The organism is Bacillus clarus, assembly GCF_000746925.1.
Classification (GTDB): Bacteria; Bacillota; Bacilli; order Bacillales; family Bacillaceae_G; genus Bacillus_A; species Bacillus_A clarus.
On sequence record NZ_JMQC01000008.1, the window covers coordinates 2,566,523 to 2,586,457 of the forward strand.

Consider the following 19,935-nt stretch of genomic DNA (forward strand, 5'->3'; position numbering starts at 1 on the left):
TGCCCAAAAGGGTTATCCTCTTTTTTTATTTTTGTAATTGTACATACTACATAATAGATTGTATGGAAAAGAGGTGTTCTATGCTCGTAAGACTTGGTTATGTAGCAATGAGTGTGCATGTGAAAAATGCATCTCCTTCTCAAACGATGACATATGCGCAGTTTCAAAAGATTAACGATCGAGAGGCTGCAATTCATAAGCTTGAAAGAATTGCTAACTCTAATTTAGATAATTGTTTGCGCTTATTAAAACATAATAAAGGGCATAACATATCCTTCTTTCGGCTGAGTTCCAAACTCATACCTTTAGCGAACCATGAAGAATTGTTAGATTGGAATTATATTCGGCCCCTAAAGGAGAAGTTGAAAGAGTTAGGTGAATATGCAATTCGTATGAACATGCGAATTGATTTCCACCCAGATCATTTCGTTGTGCTAAATTCACCTGAAGAAAATATTGTTAAACAATCCGTGAAAACGCTGCAAATGCACCTGAAATTATTAAAAGGTATGGGGATACAGCGGAAACATCGCTGCGTATTACATGTTGGCGGTGGCTATAACGATAAAGAAATTGCATTAGAGCGTTTTATAGAAAGTTGGTCAAGTGTTCCTAGGGGTATTCAAGAGATGATTATGTTAGAAAATGATGATACAACCTTTTCTTTGGAGGAAACATTGTATTTAGGTGAAAAATTAGAGATTCCAGTTGTGTTTGACTTACATCATCATATGATGAACAACGATGGAGAAGATTGGCATGAATATTGGGCACGCGTTGTTCATACGTGGGAAACATCTTTGTTACCAGTTAAAATGCATATTTCTAGTCCGAGAGAGGGGAATGACCCGAGAGCACATGCGGATTTTATTGATGCAGATGCATTTTTATCTTTTTTAAAGAAGATAAAAGGAAGTGTCTCGCAAATTGATTGTATGATTGAAGCGAAGAAAAAGGATGAATCTTTATTTCAATTAATGCGGGATTTAAGTAAGAAAAGTGAAGTGGATATTATTGATGGTGCGAGCTTTTACATTAAATAAGCTCTGCACCATCAAATTTTTTTGTTAAAAAAGGGGTGCAAATGCCGCCAATTAATAACCCAGTTAAATGACTAATGGGATTGGCAGAAGGATTAAAGAAGGTAAAGAGAAGTAATATAAGTATAATTGTTGAAAAAATAGCGAGTTCTTTCGGCTTAGAAGAGCGGTACCGGCTATATAACATGAACAGTTGTGCGCCGAGCAATCCGAAAACACCACCAGATGCTCCGGCGTGAATATAATCTAGGGGCATAATAATATAAGAAGAAATATTTCCGCTAATGCCAGAAATGAAAAATATAATGATGAAGGAAAAGTGACCTAGTTCTTTTTCAATAGAAGAGCCAAGGATGAATAAACAAATACTATTGGCAAGAAAATGCTGTAAGTCTACATGTATAAATAAAGAAGTTATGAAACGCCACCATTCTCCTTTAGCGATATATTCATTATAGGCCGCGGTAGAAGAAAAGAGAAATTCGCCTAATATAATCATAATTAATTGTATACAAAGTAAAGAGAACACGATGGGTTGTAAGGAAATACGAGTGGATGGGATTAGCATGTTGTTAGTATCACTCCTTTTGCATCAGAAAGATTCTCTGTTATTCTTACAATATGAATGAAGAAAGCTAAATAGAAGAAGGGGATTTTGAAATGATTGTAGGGATTGGAATCGATATTATTGAGTTAAATCGAATTGAAAAAATGCTAGATGGAAAGCTTAAATTTATGGAACGTATTTTGACTGAGAGAGAACGTGATGTTGCTGGAGGATTAAAAGGAAGTCGCCTTGTAGAGTTTGTTGCGGGAAGATTTGCAGCTAAAGAAGCATATTCCAAAGCAGTCGGAACTGGTATTGGGAAAGAAGTGAGTTTCTTAGATATTGAAATAAGAAATGATGATAGAGGGAAACCCATTCTCCTTGCAAATACAGAACATATTGTTCACTTATCCATTAGTCATAGTAAAGAGTTTGCTGTTGCTCAAGTTGTTTTAGAAAGCTCGTCACGCTAGTCTGCATATTTTATATCTTTGTCTCATATATTTGAGGTAGCGATAAGGAAGAGCTATCTTCCATTCATTTATAGGGACAAAGGGGCTGAAGTGATGAAAAGGCGGCTATTTTTAGTTATTGTCGGTTTATTGACCGTTTTTGTGTTAGCAGGTTGTATGGAAAAGAAACAGGAAGATGTTTTGCGAGATTTAGAATCTAAAGTTAAGAGCATGAAGAGTTATCAAGCTGAAGCAAAACTATCTATTAAAACGGGAAATGAACCACAGGAGTATAATGTGGAGATTTGGCATAAAGAGCCTTCTTATTATCGTGTGAATTTAAAGAATGAGAAAAAGGAACAGAGTCAAATTATTTTAAGAAATGATGAAGGTGTGTTTGTGTTAACGCCAGCACTTAATAAGAGCTTCCGTTTTCAGAGTGATTGGCCACAAAATAGCAGCCAGGCTTACTTGTATGAATCCCTTGTAAGAGACATTTTGCAAGATAAGAAGGACCTATCTTTTGAGAAGACAGATAAATACTATGTGTTTAAAACGAAAACAAATTATCAACATCAAAATATGTTACCTAAACAAGAGATTAAACTAAATAAAAGTGATCTAACACCTGTTTCTGTAAAATTAATGGATAATGATCAAAATGTTCTTGTGAAGGTAGATTTTTCTAAAGTAAAGTTTGATGCGAAGTTTGATAAGAGTGCATTTGATACGAAACAAAATATGTCTAGAGCGCAAGTTGATGTTCAGACAACAGCAAAAGAAGAAAAACCGTTTGCCATTTTATATCCGCTTGATACCCCGCAAGGTATGGTTTTAAAAGAAGAGAAAGAGTTGAAGACAGACAGTGGCAAGCGTGCGATACTCACATACACTGGAAATAAGAAATCCTTCACTTTAATACAAGAAAAGGCAAAAGTTGCGGAAGCTTCGTCAGCTGTAAGTGTAAGTGGGGAGTTAGTGGACCTTGGTTTCACGATTGGTGCATTGACAAAAGACTCTTTAACATGGTCGCATAACGGAGTAGAATATATGCTCGTGTCTAAAGGTTTAGAGCCGAATGAGTTGTTAATGGTTGCTCGTTCTGTTACAGCGAAGCAGGTGAAGTAAACTTTTTAGACGTGGTGATATATATGCACCACGTCTTTTCTTGGTTTGAGGAATGGATCTCATAAAAAGACGCATATAAAAGAATAAGCTTCGCATATCGTATATAAGGAAGTGTTTTTTTATGGAAGAATCACCGTTTTACCGTGATACTTGGGTGGAAGTGGACTTAGATGCAATCTATAACAATGTAACGCATATTAAAGAATTTATTCCGAGTAATGTAGAAATTTTTGCTGTAGTGAAGGGAAATGCATATGGACATGATTATGTACCAGTAGCAAGAACTGCATTAGAAGCGGGTGCGACAAGATTGGCGGTTGCTTTTTTAGACGAGGCGCTAGTACTTCGAAGAGCTGGTATTACTGCGCCGATTTTAGTGATAGGTCCTTCGCCTCCTCGTGATGTGAATGTAGCTGCTGAAAATGATGTGGCATTAACTGTTTTCCAAAAAGAATGGGTAGAAGATGCGATAAAACTTTGGGATGGTTCCGGTTCGATGAAATTTCATATTAACTTTGATAGTGGTATGGGGCGAATTGGAATCCGTAAACGTAAAGAATTAAAGTGTTTTTTAAAAAGCTTAGAAGATGCGCCATTTCTAAAGTTAGAAGGAGTCTATACGCATTTTGCAACAGCGGATGAAGTAGAAACTTCTTACTTTGATAAGCAATATAATACGTTTTTAGAGCAGTTAAGCTGGCTAAAAGAATTTGGAGTGAATCCTAAATTTATTCATACAGCTAATAGTGCCGCAACTTTAAGGTTCCAAGGGATTACCTTTAATGCAGTGAGAATTGGTATTGCGATGTATGGGTTATCACCATCTGTAGAAATACGCCCGTTTTTACCATTTAAGTTGGAACCAGCGCTATCACTCCATACGAAAGTTGCTCATATTAAAGAGGTAATTAAAGGTGATGGGATTAGCTATAATGTCACTTATCGGACGAGAACCGAAGAATGGATTGCTACTGTTGCAATTGGATATGCAGATGGATGGCTTAGAAGAATGCAAGGGTTTAAGGTGCTTGTAAACGGAGAAAGAGTACCGATTGTAGGAAGAGTAACGATGGATCAATTTATGATACATCTTCCTTGTAAAGTTCCTCTTGGTACAAAAGTTACACTCATAGGTAAACAAGGTGATGAATATATTAGTGCAACTGAGGTTGCTGAATATGCAGGTACTATTAATTATGAAATTATTGCAACGATAAGTTTCCGCGTTCCGCGTATATTCATTCGGCACGGTAAAGTTGTAGAGGTTATAAATTATTTAAATAATTTATAAGAGATGTTTTTTATGATGCTTCTTATGATTTAAGGGTTTTCCATCAGTGGATAAGGGACCTTATCCACTGATGGAAAGTCGATTCGATAAAAGTAACATAAGTAATATACTTCTGCGGGAGATATTCCTTCATTTTTTGTTAGAAAGAGATGAAAAATTAAAGAGAATGAATGTTTTACTTGTGAATTGGAAAACATAAGCAAGGAATAAGGAAGTCTTTGCAACAGGCTCCATACAATGGTATTATTACAATAGGTGTCATATATATTTGGGTGTGTAGTTGACGGTGGAGGTGTATTTTTGTGTCCGAATCAAGTGTAACTACTGAAATCGTGGTTCGGTTGCCAAAGCAAGTGGTAACGGAATTGGACGGAATTGGAAAACAAGAGAATAAGAATCGCCATGAACTAATTTGCCAGGCAACACAACTGTTATTGCGTCAACATAAGACGAAGAAACGCTACCAACATGAATCAATGCGACGTGGGTACATTGAAATGGGAAAAATTAATCTTGGTATTGCATCGGAAGCTTTCTTAGCAGAGTATGAAGCAGCTCATACAGTAGAACGCTTAGTTAGCGGGGGGTAATATTTTGATTGTAAAACGCGGCGACGTGTATTTTGCAGACCTTTCCCCAGTTGTTGGTTCTGAGCAAGGAGGCGTTCGTCCGGTTCTTGTCATTCAAAATGACATCGGAAATCGTTTTAGTCCGACTGTGATTGTGGCGGCTATTACTGCACAGATTCAGAAAGCGAAATTGCCCACACATGTGGAAATTGATGCAAAAAAGTACGGATTTGAGAGAGATTCTGTTATCTTGCTCGAGCAGATTCGAACAATCGATAAGCAACGCTTAACGGACAAAATCACTCATTTAGATGAGGTGATGATGAGTCGTGTAGATGAAGCTCTACAAATTAGTTTAGGACTAATAGATTTTTAAATCGGCAGTTTAAGTTGCTCTCTTTACGGAGCAACTTTTTTTATTATAGAGGAGGTTACGGTTGTATATGGAAATGGTAGATAATCGACAAGCGTTAATGAAAGTGTTAGTGAAAGAATTAGGCTTTACAGAAAAGCAAGTTCGTCATGTTATTCAATTAACAGAAGAAGGTAATACAGTTCCATTTATTGCTCGTTACCGTAAAGAATGGACAGGCTCTTTAGATGAGGTGCAAATTCGTACAATCTTAGAAAGATGGCAATACATGATGCAACTTGAAGATAGGAAAGAAGAGGTTCTTCGTCTTATTGGTGAAAAGGGAAAACTAACGGAAGAGTTACGCCGCCTTATTGTTGCTGCTACAAAGTTGCAAGAAGTGGAAGATCTATATCGTCCATATAAAGAAAAAAGAAGAACAAAAGCGACAATCGCTAAAGAAAAGAATCTAGAACCATTAGCTAAATGGTTATTGTTATATAGAAAAGAAGATCCAACAGAGAAGGCAATGGAATTTGTTAATGAGGAAAAGGAAGTACAATCTGCGGAAGATGCGTTGCAAGGTGCGCAAGATATTATTGCAGAACTTGTTTCGGATGATGCAGCTTATCGCAGTTGGATTCGAAATACTACTTTCCGAAAAGGAATCATATCTTCATCTGTAAAAGATAAAGAAAAAGACGAGAAAAATATATATGAAATGTATTATGGATATGAAGAACCGTTACAAAAAGTAGTGCCACATCGCGTGTTAGCAATGAACCGTGGTGAAAAGGAAGATGTACTAAGAGTTTCTATTATCCCGCCAATGGAAGAAATTCTTCAGTTTTTACATAAAAAAGTAATTCGTGATGAAGCTTCTAAAAGCGCGGATTATGTACAAGTAGCGATTGAAGATGGATATAAGCGATTGATTCAGCCTTCGATAGAAAGAGAAATACGTAAAGAATTGACTGAAACGGCGGAAGAACAAGCGATTCATATCTTCTCTGAGAATTTACGTAATTTATTGTTACAGCCTCCGATGAAGGGGAAAGTGGTATTAGCAGTAGATCCGGCATATAGAACAGGGTGTAAATTGTCTGTAGTGGATGATACAGGGAAAGTTCTTCACATTGGTGTTATTTATCCGCATCCACCTGTTCGGAAATATGAGGATGCGAAAATGAAAGTTCTTTCTATTATAGATAAATATGAAGTAGAAATGATAGCAATTGGAAACGGTACAGCTTCCAGGGAAACAGAAGAATTTATAGTAGATGTGCTGCAAAATGTGCAGCGGGATGTATTTTACATTATTGTAAATGAAGCAGGTGCTAGTGTATATTCAGCTTCCGATTTAGCTCGTGAAGAGTTTCCGGACTTACAAGTTGAAGAAAGAAGTGCGGTTTCTATCGGGCGACGTTTACAAGATCCACTTGCTGAACTTGTGAAAATTGATCCTAAATCGGTTGGGGTAGGACAATATCAGCACGATGTATCACAAAAAAGATTAAATGAATCATTAACATTTGTAGTAGAGACAGCGGTTAACCAAGTGGGTGTTAATGTAAATACGGCTTCAGTTGCATTGTTACAATACGTTTCAGGGCTATCAAAAGCAGTTGCGAAAAATATTGTAGCTAAGCGTGAGGAAGAAGGAAAATTTACGAAGCGAACTGAGTTAAAGAAAATTCCTCGTTTAGGTGCAAAAACATATGAGCAATGTATTGGATTTTTACGTATATTAGAAGGAGCGAATCCATTAGATCGCACAGGTATTCATCCGGAACAATATAAAAATGTAGAATTGTTACTAAAAAACTTGGGATTATCAAAGAGTGATGTAGGGAAACCGCATTTGCAAAAGAGTTTAGAGGGCGTAGATATTTCTAAATTATCTCAGGAGACGGAGATTGGTGAACCAACATTAGTTGATATTATAGATGCTTTAATTAGTCCAGAGCGAGATATGAGGGATGAATTGCCGAAACCGCTTTTGAAAAAGGACATTTTAAAATTAGAAGATTTAAAGCGTGGTATGGAGTTAGAAGGAACGGTTCGGAATGTTGTTGATTTCGGTGCCTTTGTTGATATCGGTGTGAAGCAAGATGGCTTAGTACATATTTCTAAATTAAGCAAACAATTTGTAAAGCATCCACTCGATATTGTTTCTGTTGGGCAAATTGTAAAGGTATGGGTAGATAATATTGATATGAAAAAAGGTCGTGTTGCATTATCAATGTTACCGATTGAGTAGTAAGAAAAGAGAGCAGATAGAACTGCTCTTTTTTTATGACTAGGAAAGTTTAAGTGATTATGAGCTTTGATGTATTTTGCTATAATAAAACCAGCATTCATTTAGCAATTTGATTTGATACCGGTTTTTCTCAAAATATGCACGTTGCATTTGTTTTTTTAGCCACGTGGGCATAGAAATCCCTCCTTGTTTAATCCTGCTCAAATAAGTAGTTTCCTTTTACTTTAATAATAGAGGTTTCGGGAAACTTGTTATAAGAGGTTGGTTAGCGAACTTCTATGAATAATGCGGTCCTCATAGAAGTTACGCTTTTTGAATGAGGATGGGTATATGTACTATTTAATATATGTATAAGAAAGAAGAAAAGTGTAAGTTTATTTTTTGTTTAGGTGGGAATGAGCATGAACGAACGGGAAGTTCAAAGTTTAGTGGAAGAAATATCATTACAATATTTCGGAAAACCCTTTTTACATAAAGCGATGTTTAATAAGCGATTGCGTACAACTGGTGGACGATATTTATTAAGGAGTCATAATATAGAACTCAATTATTGGTATTATGAAATGTACGGTAAAGAGGAAGTAGTAGGCATTATTAAACATGAGCTTTGTCATTATCATTTACATATTGAGGGGAGAGGGTATAAGCATCGAGATCAAGATTTTCGTAGATTGTTAAAGAAAGTAGATGCACCAAGATTTTGTAAAAGGATGATTGATGAGAAGAAGGAAACAAAAACGTATGTATATGAATGCATAGGATGTTCTTTTCAATATGTAAGACGGCGCCGGATAAATACTGAAAGATATGTTTGTGGGAAGTGTAAAGGGAAGTTAAAACAGATTTTAAAAACACCTTGACAGTTAAAAATCAATCCAGTATATTATAAACATGTCACATTTGTACAAGATGTTTTAAAAACGTCTTGACTTATAATAAGAAATTTTATAAGATACAAATTGTCTTTCTTATTCCGCAGTAGCTCAGTGGTAGAGCTATCGGCTGTTAACCGATCGGTCGTAGGTTCGAGTCCTACCTGCGGAGCCATACAGAGAAGTACCCAAGTGGCTCAAGGGGCTCCCCTGCTAAGGGAGTAGATCGCGAACGCGGTGCGAGGGTTCGAATCCCTTCTTCTCTGCCATTCATATTGGCCCGTTGGTCAAGTGGTTAAGACACCGCCCTTTCACGGCGGTAACACGGGTTCGAATCCCGTACGGGTCACCACTTCGGAGGATTAGCTCAGCTGGGAGAGCACCTGCCTTACAAGCAGGGGGTCGGCGGTTCGATCCCGTCATCCTCCACCATTAATATAATAGTAATAAGTAGAATGAAATTAATTCGAGATTAACTTTAAGATTGAATGGTCCCGTGGTGTAGTGGTTAACATGCCTGCCTGTCACGCAGGAGATCGCCGGTTCGACCCCGGTCGGGACCGCCATTTTAACTTCTGCTATAAAGCGGTTGTTTTTTATTGCTCACTATGTTAAAATGAATCTCGTCTTGAAAAACGAATGATTTTCCGATGGGCTATAGCCAAGCGGTAAGGCAACGGACTTTGACTCCGTCATGCGCTGGTTCGAATCCAGCTAGCCCAGCCATTTACGAGCCATTAGCTCAGTTGGTAGAGCATCTGACTTTTAATCAGAGGGTCGAAGGTTCGAATCCTTCATGGCTCACTTTTTGTTTTTTCCGCGGTCGTGGCGGAACGGCAGACGCGCTAGGTTGAGGGCCTAGTGGGGGAAACCCCGTGGAGGTTCAAGTCCTCTCGGCCGCATCAAAAAATCTTAAAAAAGTACTTGCATTTAAAATGGCAGTATGGTAAGATAATTGAGTCGCTGAAATACAACAACGACAAAACATCATGAATAAGCGCCCGTAGCTCAATTGGATAGAGCGTTTGACTACGGATCAAGAGGTTAGGGGTTCGACTCCTCTCGGGCGCGCCATTACGGGAAGTGGCTCAGCTTGGTAGAGCACCTGGTTTGGGACCAGGGGGTCGCAGGTTCAAATCCTGTCTTCCCGACCACGCGGGTGTAGTTTAGTGGTAAAACAAGAGCCTTCCAAGCTCTGGTCGAGAGTTCGATTCTCTTCACCCGCTTTTAGTTCTTTGAAAACTGAACGAAACAAACAACGTGAAACGTCAATTTTTATTTTAGATGCTAGACAAACTAACTTTATTGGAGAGTTTGATCCTGGCTCAGGATGAACGCTGGCGGCGTGCCTAATACATGCAAGTCGAGCGAATGGATTAAGAGCTTGCTCTTATGAAATTAGCGGCGGACGGGTGAGTAACACGTGGGTAACCTGCCCATAAGACTGGGATAACTCCGGGAAACCGGGGCTAATACCGGATAACATTTTGCACTGCATGGTGCGAAATTGAAAGGCGGCTTCGGCTGTCACTTATGGATGGACCCGCGTCGCATTAGCTAGTTGGTGAGGTAACGGCTCACCAAGGCAACGATGCGTAGCCGACCTGAGAGGGTGATCGGCCACACTGGGACTGAGACACGGCCCAGACTCCTACGGGAGGCAGCAGTAGGGAATCTTCCGCAATGGACGAAAGTCTGACGGAGCAACGCCGCGTGAGTGATGAAGGCTTTCGGGTCGTAAAACTCTGTTGTTAGGGAAGAACAAGTGCTAGTTGAATAAGCTGGCACCTTGACGGTACCTAACCAGAAAGCCACGGCTAACTACGTGCCAGCAGCCGCGGTAATACGTAGGTGGCAAGCGTTATCCGGAATTATTGGGCGTAAAGCGCGCGCAGGTGGTTTCTTAAGTCTGATGTGAAAGCCCACGGCTCAACCGTGGAGGGTCATTGGAAACTGGGAGACTTGAGTGCAGAAGAGGAAAGTGGAATTCCATGTGTAGCGGTGAAATGCGTAGAGATATGGAGGAACACCAGTGGCGAAGGCGACTTTCTGGTCTGTAACTGACACTGAGGCGCGAAAGCGTGGGGAGCAAACAGGATTAGATACCCTGGTAGTCCACGCCGTAAACGATGAGTGCTAAGTGTTAGAGGGTTTCCGCCCTTTAGTGCTGAAGTTAACGCATTAAGCACTCCGCCTGGGGAGTACGGCCGCAAGGCTGAAACTCAAAGGAATTGACGGGGGCCCGCACAAGCGGTGGAGCATGTGGTTTAATTCGAAGCAACGCGAAGAACCTTACCAGGTCTTGACATCCTCTGACAACCCTAGAGATAGGGCTTCTCCTTCGGGAGCAGAGTGACAGGTGGTGCATGGTTGTCGTCAGCTCGTGTCGTGAGATGTTGGGTTAAGTCCCGCAACGAGCGCAACCCTTGATCTTAGTTGCCATCATTAAGTTGGGCACTCTAAGGTGACTGCCGGTGACAAACCGGAGGAAGGTGGGGATGACGTCAAATCATCATGCCCCTTATGACCTGGGCTACACACGTGCTACAGTGGACGGTACAAAGAGCTGCAAGACCGCGAGGTGGAGCTAATCTCATAAAACCGTTCTCAGTTCGGATTGTAGGCTGCAACTCGCCTACATGAAGCTGGAATCGCTAGTAATCGCGGATCAGCATGCCGCGGTGAATACGTTCCCGGGCCTTGTACACACCGCCCGTCACACCACGAGAGTTTGTAACACCCGAAGTCGGTGGGGTAACCTTTTTGGAGCCAGCCGCCTAAGGTGGGACAGATGATTGGGGTGAAGTCGTAACAAGGTAGCCGTATCGGAAGGTGCGGCTGGATCACCTCCTTTCTATGGAGAATTGATGAACGCTGTTCATCAATATAAGTTTCCGTGTTTCGTTTTGTTCAGTTTTGAGAGAACTATCTCTCATATATAAATGTATGTTCTTTGAAAACTAGATAACAGTGTAGCTCATATTTTTTAATTTTAGTTTGGTTAAGTTAGAAAGGGCGCACGGTGGATGCCTTGACACTAGGAGTCGATGAAGGACGGGACTAACGCCGATATGCTTCGGGGAGCTGTAAGTAAGCTTTGATCCGAAGATTTCCGAATGGGGAAACCCACCATACGTAATGGTATGGTATCCTTATCTGAATACATAGGGTAAGGAAGACAGACCCAGGGAACTGAAACATCTAAGTACCTGGAGGAAGAGAAAGCAAATGCGATTTCCTGAGTAGCGGCGAGCGAAACGGAATCTAGCCCAAACCAAGAGGCAAGCCTCTTGGGGTTGTAGGACATTCTATACGGAGTTACAAAGGAACGAGGTAGACGAAGCAGCCTGGAAAGGCTCGTCACAGAAGGTAACAGCCCTGTAGTCGAAACTTCGTTCTCTCTCTTGAATGTATCCTGAGTACGGCGGAACACGTGAAATTCCGTCGGAATCTGGGAGGACCATCTCCCAAGGCTAAATACTCCCTAGTGATCGATAGTGAACCAGTACCGTGAGGGAAAGGTGAAAAGCACCCCGGAAGGGGAGTGAAAGAGATCCTGAAACCGTGTGCCTACAAATAGTCAGAGCCCGTTAATGGGTGATGGCGTGCCTTTTGTAGAATGAACCGGCGAGTTACGATCCTGTGCGAGGTTAAGCTGAAGAGGCGGAGCCGTAGCGAAAGCGAGTCTGAATAGGGCGTTTAGTACGTGGTCGTAGACCCGAAACCAGGTGATCTACCCATGTCCAGGGTGAAGTTCAGGTAACACTGAATGGAGGCCCGAACCCACGCACGTTGAAAAGTGCGGGGATGAGGTGTGGGTAGCGGAGAAATTCCAATCGAACCTGGAGATAGCTGGTTCTCCCCGAAATAGCTTTAGGGCTAGCCTCAAGTGTAAGAGTCTTGGAGGTAGAGCACTGATTGAACTAGGGGTCCTCATCGGATTACCGAATTCAGTCAAACTCCGAATGCCAATGACTTATCCTTGGGAGTCAGACTGCGAGTGATAAGATCCGTAGTCAAAAGGGAACAGCCCAGACCGCCAGCTAAGGTCCCAAAGTGTGTATTAAGTGGAAAAGGATGTGGAGTTGCTTAGACAACTAGGATGTTGGCTTAGAAGCAGCCACCATTTAAAGAGTGCGTAATAGCTCACTAGTCGAGTGACTCTGCGCCGAAAATGTACCGGGGCTAAATACACCACCGAAGCTGCGGATTGATACCTATGGTATCAGTGGTAGGGGAGCGTTCTAAGGACAGTGAAGTCAGACCGGAAGGACTGGTGGAGTGCTTAGAAGTGAGAATGCCGATATGAGTAGCGAAAGACGGGTGAGAATCCCGTCCACCGAATGCCTAAGGTTTCCTGAGGAAGGCTCGTCCGCTCAGGGTTAGTCAGGACCTAAGCCGAGGCCGACAGGCGTAGGCGATGGACAACAGGTTGATATTCCTGTACCACCTCTTTATCGTTTGAGCAATGGAGGGACGCAGAAGGATAGAAGAAGCGTGCGATTGGTTGTGCACGTCCAAGCAGTTAGGCTGATAAGTAGGCAAATCCGCTTATCGCGAAGGCTGAGCTGTGATGGGGAAGCTCCTTATGGAGCGAAGTCTTTGATTCCCCGCTGCCAAGAAAAGCTTCTAGCGAGATAAAAGGTGCCTGTACCGCAAACCGACACAGGTAGGCGAGGAGAGAATCCTAAGGTGTGCGAGAGAACTCTGGTTAAGGAACTCGGCAAAATGACCCCGTAACTTCGGGAGAAGGGGTGCTTTCTTAACGGAAAGCCGCAGTGAATAGGCCCAAGCGACTGTTTAGCAAAAACACAGGTCTCTGCGAAGCCGTAAGGCGAAGTATAGGGGCTGACACCTGCCCGGTGCTGGAAGGTTAAGGAGAGGGGTTAGCGTAAGCGAAGCTCTGAACTGAAGCCCCAGTAAACGGCGGCCGTAACTATAACGGTCCTAAGGTAGCGAAATTCCTTGTCGGGTAAGTTCCGACCCGCACGAAAGGTGTAACGATTTGGGCACTGTCTCAACCAGAGACTCGGTGAAATTATAGTACCTGTGAAGATGCAGGTTACCCGCGACAGGACGGAAAGACCCCGTGGAGCTTTACTGTAGCCTGATATTGAATTTTGGTACAGTTTGTACAGGATAGGCGGGAGCCTTTGAAACCGGAGCGCTAGCTTCGGTGGAGGCGCTGGTGGGATACCGCCCTGACTGTATTGAAATTCTAACCTACGGGTCTTATCGACCCGGGAGACAGTGTCAGGTGGGCAGTTTGACTGGGGCGGTCGCCTCCTAAAGTGTAACGGAGGCGCCCAAAGGTTCCCTCAGAATGGTTGGAAATCATTCGTAGAGTGCAAAGGCATAAGGGAGCTTGACTGCGAGACCTACAAGTCGAGCAGGGACGAAAGTCGGGCTTAGTGATCCGGTGGTTCCGCATGGAAGGGCCATCGCTCAACGGATAAAAGCTACCCCGGGGATAACAGGCTTATCTCCCCCAAGAGTCCACATCGACGGGGAGGTTTGGCACCTCGATGTCGGCTCATCGCATCCTGGGGCTGTAGTCGGTCCCAAGGGTTGGGCTGTTCGCCCATTAAGCGGTACGCGAGCTGGGTTCAGAACGTCGTGAGACAGTTCGGTCCCTATCCGTCGTGGGCGTAGGAAATTTGAGAGGAGCTGTCCTTAGTACGAGAGGACCGGGATGGACGCACCGCTGGTGTACCAGTTGTTCTGCCAAGGGCATAGCTGGGTAGCTATGTGCGGAAGGGATAAGTGCTGAAAGCATCTAAGCATGAAGCCCCCCTCAAGATGAGATTTCCCATAGCGTAAGCTAGTAAGATCCCTGAAAGATGATCAGGTTGATAGGTTCGAGGTGGAAGCATGGTGACATGTGGAGCTGACGAATACTAATAGATCGAGGACTTAACCATATAATATGTAGCAAATGTTATCTAGTTTTGAAGGAATATGCCTTCATAGTTTGGTGATGATGGCAGAGAGGTCACACCCGTTCCCATACCGAACACGGAAGTTAAGCTCTCTAGCGCCGATGGTAGTTGGGACCTTGTCCCTGTGAGAGTAGGACGTCGCCAAGCTATTATATCATCGCGGGGTGGAGCAGTCTGGTAGCTCGTCGGGCTCATAACCCGAAGGTCGCAGGTTCAAATCCTGTCCCCGCAACCAAATGGTCCCGTGGTGTAGTGGTTAACATGCCTGCCTGTCACGCAGGAGATCGCCGGTTCGACCCCGGTCGGGACCGCCATTTTATACAAAGAAAAGAACGAAACGAGTTGTTTCGTATTTTTTTATTTATTTTTAAAAAAACTAATAAAGACAGTCACTCTATCCTTAGGACAACTCCTAAGGACTTTTTTATATGTTCAAAATGAAACAATGTGAAAAAATCTGTATAATAAAGAGCAGAGAATATTGTAAGTAAAGTAGGTGAAACCTTTGAATAAATACGAAGTAACAACAATGTCTTCTGAAGAAACACAGCAACTATCAGAAAAGCTAGGACAACTTGTTCAAGCACAAGATGTAATTATTTTAGAAGGAGATCTTGGAGCTGGTAAGACGACATTTACAAAAGGTCTAGCAAAAGGTCTTGGTGTGAAAAGAGTTGTAAATAGCCCAACTTTCAACATTATTAAAGAATATAAAGGCAGATTACCGCTATATCATATGGATGTATATCGTTTAGCAGAAAGTGAAGAAGATTTAGGGTTTGATGAATATTTTTATGGCGAAGGTATAACGGTAGTGGAATGGGCACATTTAATAGAAGGATATTTGCCGAATGAAAAATTACAAATTAGCTTATTCCATGGGGGAAATGATACAAGGAAAATCGTACTTGAGCCAATTGGAGAACGCTATATTAGATTATGTGAGGAGCTATTACAAAATGAAAGTACTAGCAATTGATACTTCAAATTACGTAATGGGTGTTTCTCTTATTGAAGAGGACACTGTGGTTGGGGAAATCATTACAAACTTAACAAAGAACCATTCTGTACGCCTTATGCCAGCCGTAGAACAACTTTTGAAAGAATGTAATGTGAAGCCAAAAGAATTAAATAAAATAGTCGTAGCTGCTGGTCCGGGTTCTTATACAGGTGTTCGTATTGGAGTTACGGCAGCTAAGACATTAGCTTGGTCGTTACAAATACCAATTGTAGGTGTATCTAGTTTAGAAGTCTTGGCTGCAAATGGTGTTAATTTTAACGGTATCATTTGTCCTTTATTTGATGGACGACGTGGACAGATTTATACAGGTCTGTATACATATGAAGAGGATCAGTTAACTTCTATAGAAGAAGATCGTATCGTCCTTATTGTGGATTGGTTGCAGATGTTAAAAGATAAAGGGCAACCTGTGCTATTTATTGGTAATGATGTTAAATTGCATAAAGAGACAATTGTAGAATATTTAGGTGAACAAGCTGTATGCGCTTCTTTCACAAAGAATAACCCAAGACCAAGTGAGTTAGCATTTTTAGGACTACAAAAGGAAGAGCAAAGTGTGCACACTTTTGTTCCTAGTTACCTTCGTTTAGCGGAAGCTGAGACAAAATGGCTAGAAAGTCAAAAGAAGTAGGGGCTATCGAAATGGATATGACATTTAGAAAGATGACGACTGATGATATTGCTCAAATTGTAGCTATTGAAGAATCATCTTTTTCGACTCCTTGGACTGCGGATGCATTTTATCGCGAATTAACACTAAATGACTATGCGTACTATGTTGTAATAGAAAAAGATGGTCTCGTAATTGGTTACTGTGGTTTATGGATGATTATTGATGAGTCGCATATAACAAACATAGCTATTTTGCCGGAATATCGTGGCCAAAAGCTTGGAGACGCTTTATTGAAAGAAGTAATAGAGCAAGCGAAGGAATTGGGAGCGAAAACGATGACGCTTGAAGTTCGTGTTTCAAATGAGGTAGCGAAACAGTTATATCGAAAACATGGATTCCAAAACGGTGGGATTCGTAAAGGATACTATTCAGACAATCAAGAAGATGGTCTTGTAATGTGGGTGAATATATAATGGAAAAAAATACGATTATACTTGGTATTGAAACAAGCTGTGATGAAACAGCTGTAGCAGTTGTTAAAAATGGAACGGAAATAGTAGCAAATGTTGTTGCGTCACAAATTGAAAGTCATAAACGTTTTGGCGGAGTTGTACCAGAAATCGCATCTCGTCATCATGTAGAACAAATTACAGTTGTGTTAGAAGAAGCTTTAAAAGAAGCGAATATAACTTTTGAAGATATTGATGCAATTGCAGTAACGGAAGGACCAGGGTTAGTAGGTGCTCTTTTAATAGGAGTAAATGCAGCGAAAGCGATCGCCTTTGCTCATGATATTCCTCTTGTAGGTGTTCATCATATCGCAGGTCACATTTATGCGAATCGTTTAGTAAAAGAACTGCAATTCCCATTGTTATCACTTGTTGTATCTGGTGGACATACAGAGCTTGTCTATATGAAGAAGCATGGGTCGTTTGAAGTGATTGGTGAAACGAGAGATGATGCAGCGGGAGAAGCGTATGATAAAGTAGCTCGTACATTATCTATGCCTTATCCAGGTGGACCTCATATTGATCGTCTTGCACATGAGGGACAGCCGACGATTGATTTACCACGTGCATGGCTAGAACCAGATTCATATGATTTTAGCTTTAGTGGATTAAAATCTGCAGTTATTAACACTGTGCATAATGCCAAACAACGCGGTATAGAAATTCCACCGGAAGATTTAGCAGCTAGCTTCCAAGAAAGTGTAATAGATGTACTCGTAACGAAGGCGTCTCGTGCGGCAGAAGCTTATCATGTAAAGCAATTGCTTCTTGCTGGGGGTGTGGCAGCAAATAAAGGACTTCGTGCACGTTTGGAAACGGAATTTGCAAAAAAAGAAAATATAGAACTAATTATCCCGCCGCTATCTTTATGCACAGATAATGCAGCAATGATTGCGGCGGCAGGTACAATCGCATATGAACAAGGAAAACGCGCGACATTAGCTTTAAATGCGAATCCAGGATTAGATCTCGAAGCATAGTTATACACAAAATTAACCACAACTTGTGGATAAAACCCACATTATCTGTTGATAATGTGGGTTTTATTGTGAATATAAAATGTGGACAACTTTTTGTTGTTTTGTTGATACTGTGGAAAAGTTATTTTTACCTTTATAGTATAATGGTGGATATGTGTATAACATTGTGGAAAAACGGATGGAAGTCAGACCTTTAAAGGGGCATTTTTTTGGGAAATAAAAAACAAGGCAACTTTAATTGTTAAAGCTACCTTGTTTGTATTCAAGTATTTCTATTTTATGGGGTAATAAGAGCTTTTCAACATTTATATGTGTAATTCTTCCCACTCCGCCATATCGCTTTCTAGTTGTTCTTGAAGCATCTGTTTTCTAGTTGTAATCTCGCTAGCTTTTTCGTAATCCGCATATACCTCAGGTAGACAAAGTTGATCCTCTAGCGTAGCGATTTCATCTTCTAAGTTTGCAATATTTTGCTCTAACTCTTCTATTTTTCTAGTACGTTGACGTTCTAATTTTTTGCGTTCTTTTTCTTCAAGATAATTTAATTTTTCTTGAGCTACAGTCTTTTGAACAGGTGCCTGATTTTCTTGCTGTTCAAATTCCGCACGTTCAATCATTTCGTTTTTCTTTTCAACATAGTAATCATAATCACCTAAGTATTCTTGTGCACCGTCTGTTGATAACTCAACAACTGTAGTTGTTACACGGTTAATAAAGTAGCGATCATGCGAGACAAATAAAAGGGTTCCTGGGTAATCGATTAAAGCATTCTCTAAAATTTCTTTACTATTTAAATCTAGATGGTTCGTCGGCTCATCTAGAATCAATAAATTAGATTTTTGCATCATTAGTTTCGCTAGAGCTAATCGAGCTTTTTGACCACCGCTAAGAGAAGATACCGGTTTTAGTACATCATCTCCTGTGAATAAAAAGTTGCCTAGTATCGTGCGAATTTCCTTTTCAGGTTGCAATGGATATTCATCCCACAGTTCGTTTAAAACTCGCTTAGAAGATGTTAAGTTAGCTTGTTCTTGGTCATAATACCCAACAGACACATTTGATCCAAAGGAAACTTTCCCACTTAATGTTTGTAACTTATTCACAATTGATTTTAATAATGTGGATTTCCCGATTCCATTTGGTCCGACTAGGGCAACACTATCACCACGAGTTAATCGCATGTTTACATGCTCAATAATCGGTTCTTGATCATATCCAATTGAAACGTCCTGTACTTGCAAGACATCGTTTCCGCTTTGCTTTTCAATATCGAAGTGAAATGATGCCGATTTAGAATCACCTACGGGTCTAGTCAATAATTCCATTCGATCTAATTGTTTACGGCGACTTTGAGCGCGTTTCGTCGTAGATGCGCGGGCGATGTTCTTTTGGACAAAGTCTTCAAGCTTAGCGATTTCATCTTGTTGTTTTTCGAAACGTTTCATTTCTTGTTCGTATAATGCAGCTTTTAAATCTAAATATTTACTATAGTTACCAACATATCGTCTGCTCTCTTTATTAGAAATTTCATATACTTGTGTAACAAGTTTATCTAAGAAATAACGATCGTGAGAAACGATTAAAATAGCGCCAGGATAGCCTTGTAAATATTGCTCAAGCCATGTTAATGTTTCAATGTCTAAATGGTTTGTTGGCTCATCTAAAATAAGTAAGTCCGGTTTTGTTAATAATAATTTACCGAGAGCTAATCGAGTCTTCTGCCCACCGCTTAATGTAGAAATTGTCGTTTGATGTGTTTCGACAGGGAAGCCGAGACCGCTTAAAATAGAACGAATATCAGCTTCATATTGATAGCCACCTTGGTCTTTATAATCTAGTTGTAATTGATCGTAGTCAGCCAGTAATTTTTCGTAGATAGTAGCATTTGAAAAGTTTTTTTCTTTACCCATTTCTTGCTCAAGCCTTCGAAGTCTTGTCTCCATTTGCTGTAAATGAGTAAAGACAGTAAGCATTTCATCCCAAATGGTTAAAGAAGTTTCTAAACCAGTATTTTGAGCTAAATACCCTATTGAGACATCTTTCGGTTTTATAATTTCACCGCCATCGTGAGATAATTCTCCAGCAATGATTTTTAATAATGTAGATTTTCCAGCTCCGTTGCGTCCAACTAATGCAATGCGATCTTTCGTTTGAACTTCCAATTTTATGTTTGCAAGAATCGTTTCTGCACCGTATAATTTTGAAAGCCCATTCACTTGTAATAAAATCAATGTTTTCACCTCAAATAATTTCTTAACTTTGCCATGTTTATATTTCTCAATCATACTAAAAATAGTGTATAGTTTAAAATAAAGAGAGAATACTTCTTCTTTCTATTATACAGGGAAATTCATGAGTGCTA

General features: G+C 40.8%; 15 protein-coding genes, 13 tRNA genes and 3 rRNA genes. 28 read left to right on the plus strand and 3 right to left on the minus strand.

The features are described from left to right. Positions 1-80: 80 nt before the first annotated feature. The gene (uvsE, locus tag DJ93_RS14165) at positions 81-1,043 is read left to right on the plus strand and encodes a UV DNA damage repair endonuclease UvsE (RefSeq protein ID WP_042981486.1); all 963 of its coding nucleotides are present in this window, start codon (positions 81-83) and stop codon (positions 1,041-1,043) included. Here the strand turns inward: uvsE and DJ93_RS14170 are convergent. Continuing rightward, on the minus strand, positions 1,036-1,608 hold the full coding sequence (locus tag DJ93_RS14170) for a rhomboid family intramembrane serine protease (protein WP_042981487.1): 573 nt from the start codon (positions 1,606-1,608) through the stop codon (positions 1,036-1,038). The two genes, uvsE and DJ93_RS14170, sit on opposite strands and share 8 nt — an antisense overlap. A 92-nt stretch (positions 1,609-1,700) precedes the next feature. Here DJ93_RS14170 and acpS point away from each other — a divergent pair, with 92 nt between their 5' ends. The 6 genes from acpS (at position 1,701) to DJ93_RS14200 (ending at position 7,639) form a co-directional block, all read left to right on the plus strand. After that, positions 1,701-2,060, plus strand: coding sequence for a holo-ACP synthase (gene acpS / locus DJ93_RS14175; RefSeq protein WP_042981489.1), 360 nt, complete (start codon positions 1,701-1,703; stop codon positions 2,058-2,060). Between the two features lie 156 nt (positions 2,061-2,216). Continuing rightward, the gene (locus tag DJ93_RS14180) at positions 2,217-3,167 is read left to right on the plus strand and encodes a LolA family protein (protein WP_042984204.1); all 951 of its coding nucleotides are present in this window, start codon (positions 2,217-2,219) and stop codon (positions 3,165-3,167) included. Positions 3,168-3,288: 121 nt separating this feature from the next. After that, positions 3,289-4,458, plus strand: a complete 1,170-nt coding sequence (gene alr / locus DJ93_RS14185) for an alanine racemase (protein ID WP_042981490.1) — start codon at positions 3,289-3,291, stop codon at positions 4,456-4,458. Positions 4,459-4,760: 302 nt separating this feature from the next. Then, positions 4,761-5,048 carry an antitoxin EndoAI gene (locus tag DJ93_RS14190; RefSeq protein ID WP_000004571.1) on the plus strand — a complete coding sequence of 96 codons (288 nt, stop codon included), beginning with the start codon at positions 4,761-4,763 and terminating at the stop codon, positions 5,046-5,048. 4 nt (positions 5,049-5,052) lie between these two features. Next, the gene (gene ndoA, locus DJ93_RS14195) at positions 5,053-5,403 is read left to right on the plus strand and encodes a type II toxin-antitoxin system endoribonuclease NdoA (RefSeq protein WP_000635965.1); all 351 of its coding nucleotides are present in this window, start codon (positions 5,053-5,055) and stop codon (positions 5,401-5,403) included. 67 nt (positions 5,404-5,470) lie between these two features. Further along, positions 5,471-7,639: a Tex family protein gene (locus tag DJ93_RS14200; protein WP_042981491.1), complete on the plus strand. Its 2,169-nt coding sequence runs from the start codon at positions 5,471-5,473 to the stop codon at positions 7,637-7,639. Between the two features lie 57 nt (positions 7,640-7,696). Here DJ93_RS14200 and cmpA read toward each other — a convergent pair whose 3' ends face one another. Then, positions 7,697-7,813, minus strand: a complete 117-nt coding sequence (gene cmpA / locus DJ93_RS30595) for a cortex morphogenetic protein CmpA (RefSeq protein ID WP_001143642.1) — start codon at positions 7,811-7,813, stop codon at positions 7,697-7,699. A gap of 227 nt (positions 7,814-8,040) precedes the next feature. Between cmpA and DJ93_RS14205 the strand changes: the two genes are divergently transcribed. The 21 genes from DJ93_RS14205 (at position 8,041) to tsaD (ending at position 17,573) form a co-directional block, all read left to right on the plus strand. Next, positions 8,041-8,499, plus strand: coding sequence for a SprT family protein (locus DJ93_RS14205; protein WP_042981492.1), 459 nt, complete (start codon positions 8,041-8,043; stop codon positions 8,497-8,499). Between the two features lie 112 nt (positions 8,500-8,611). Then, positions 8,612-8,686, plus strand: a tRNA-Asn gene (locus DJ93_RS14210). 3 nt (positions 8,687-8,689) lie between these two features. Further along, a tRNA-Ser gene (locus DJ93_RS14215) sits at positions 8,690-8,780 on the plus strand. Positions 8,781-8,788: 8 nt separating this feature from the next. Beyond that, positions 8,789-8,863 (plus strand) — tRNA-Glu (locus tag DJ93_RS14220). A 4-nt stretch (positions 8,864-8,867) separates the two neighbouring features. Continuing rightward, positions 8,868-8,943: transfer RNA gene (locus tag DJ93_RS14225), tRNA-Val, on the plus strand. Between the two features lie 58 nt (positions 8,944-9,001). Continuing rightward, a tRNA-Asp gene (locus tag DJ93_RS14230) sits at positions 9,002-9,077 on the plus strand. An 85-nt stretch (positions 9,078-9,162) separates the two neighbouring features. Continuing rightward, positions 9,163-9,237: transfer RNA gene (locus tag DJ93_RS14235), tRNA-Gln, on the plus strand. 5 nt (positions 9,238-9,242) lie between these two features. Continuing rightward, positions 9,243-9,315: transfer RNA gene (locus DJ93_RS14240), tRNA-Lys, on the plus strand. 15 nt (positions 9,316-9,330) lie between these two features. Continuing rightward, positions 9,331-9,413: transfer RNA gene (locus tag DJ93_RS14245), tRNA-Leu, on the plus strand. A 95-nt stretch (positions 9,414-9,508) separates the two neighbouring features. Continuing rightward, a tRNA-Arg gene (locus tag DJ93_RS14250) sits at positions 9,509-9,585 on the plus strand. A gap of 3 nt (positions 9,586-9,588) precedes the next feature. Then, positions 9,589-9,665, plus strand: a tRNA-Pro gene (locus DJ93_RS14255). Between the two features lies 1 nt (position 9,666). Then, positions 9,667-9,737 (plus strand) — tRNA-Gly (locus tag DJ93_RS14260). A 76-nt stretch (positions 9,738-9,813) separates the two neighbouring features. Further along, positions 9,814-11,365: ribosomal RNA gene (locus tag DJ93_RS14265) — 16S ribosomal RNA — on the plus strand. 145 nt (positions 11,366-11,510) lie between these two features. Continuing rightward, positions 11,511-14,432, plus strand: a 23S ribosomal RNA gene (locus DJ93_RS14270). Between the two features lie 49 nt (positions 14,433-14,481). Further along, a 5S ribosomal RNA gene (gene rrf, locus DJ93_RS14275) occupies positions 14,482-14,597 on the plus strand. Together the 16S, 23S and 5S rRNA genes with 13 tRNA genes alongside form the textbook arrangement of a ribosomal RNA operon. Before the next feature lie 11 nt (positions 14,598-14,608). Further along, positions 14,609-14,685: transfer RNA gene (locus DJ93_RS14280), tRNA-Met, on the plus strand. A 3-nt stretch (positions 14,686-14,688) separates the two neighbouring features. Next, positions 14,689-14,764: transfer RNA gene (locus DJ93_RS14285), tRNA-Asp, on the plus strand. A 191-nt stretch (positions 14,765-14,955) separates the two neighbouring features. Next, positions 14,956-15,429, plus strand: a complete 474-nt coding sequence (gene tsaE / locus DJ93_RS14290; protein WP_042981493.1) for a tRNA (adenosine(37)-N6)-threonylcarbamoyltransferase complex ATPase subunit type 1 TsaE — start codon at positions 14,956-14,958, stop codon at positions 15,427-15,429. Next, positions 15,410-16,102, plus strand: a complete 693-nt coding sequence (gene tsaB, locus DJ93_RS14295; protein WP_042981495.1) for a tRNA (adenosine(37)-N6)-threonylcarbamoyltransferase complex dimerization subunit type 1 TsaB — start codon at positions 15,410-15,412, stop codon at positions 16,100-16,102. Before tsaE ends, tsaB begins: the two co-directional genes overlap by 20 nt. 11 nt (positions 16,103-16,113) lie before the next feature. Next, positions 16,114-16,557, plus strand: a complete 444-nt coding sequence (gene rimI, locus DJ93_RS14300; RefSeq protein ID WP_042984205.1) for a ribosomal protein S18-alanine N-acetyltransferase — start codon at positions 16,114-16,116, stop codon at positions 16,555-16,557. Beyond that, entirely contained in the window at positions 16,557-17,573 is a 1,017-nt protein-coding gene (gene tsaD / locus DJ93_RS14305) for a tRNA (adenosine(37)-N6)-threonylcarbamoyltransferase complex transferase subunit TsaD (protein ID WP_042981496.1), read from the plus strand. The genes rimI and tsaD overlap by 1 nt, the downstream gene beginning before the upstream one ends. Before the next feature lie 305 nt (positions 17,574-17,878). On the opposite strand, the gene DJ93_RS14310 is transcribed toward tsaD, so the two are convergent. Then, positions 17,879-19,804, minus strand: coding sequence for an ABC-F family ATP-binding cassette domain-containing protein (locus DJ93_RS14310; protein ID WP_220398782.1), 1,926 nt, complete (start codon positions 19,802-19,804; stop codon positions 17,879-17,881). Between the last annotated feature and the right edge of the window lie 131 nt (positions 19,805-19,935).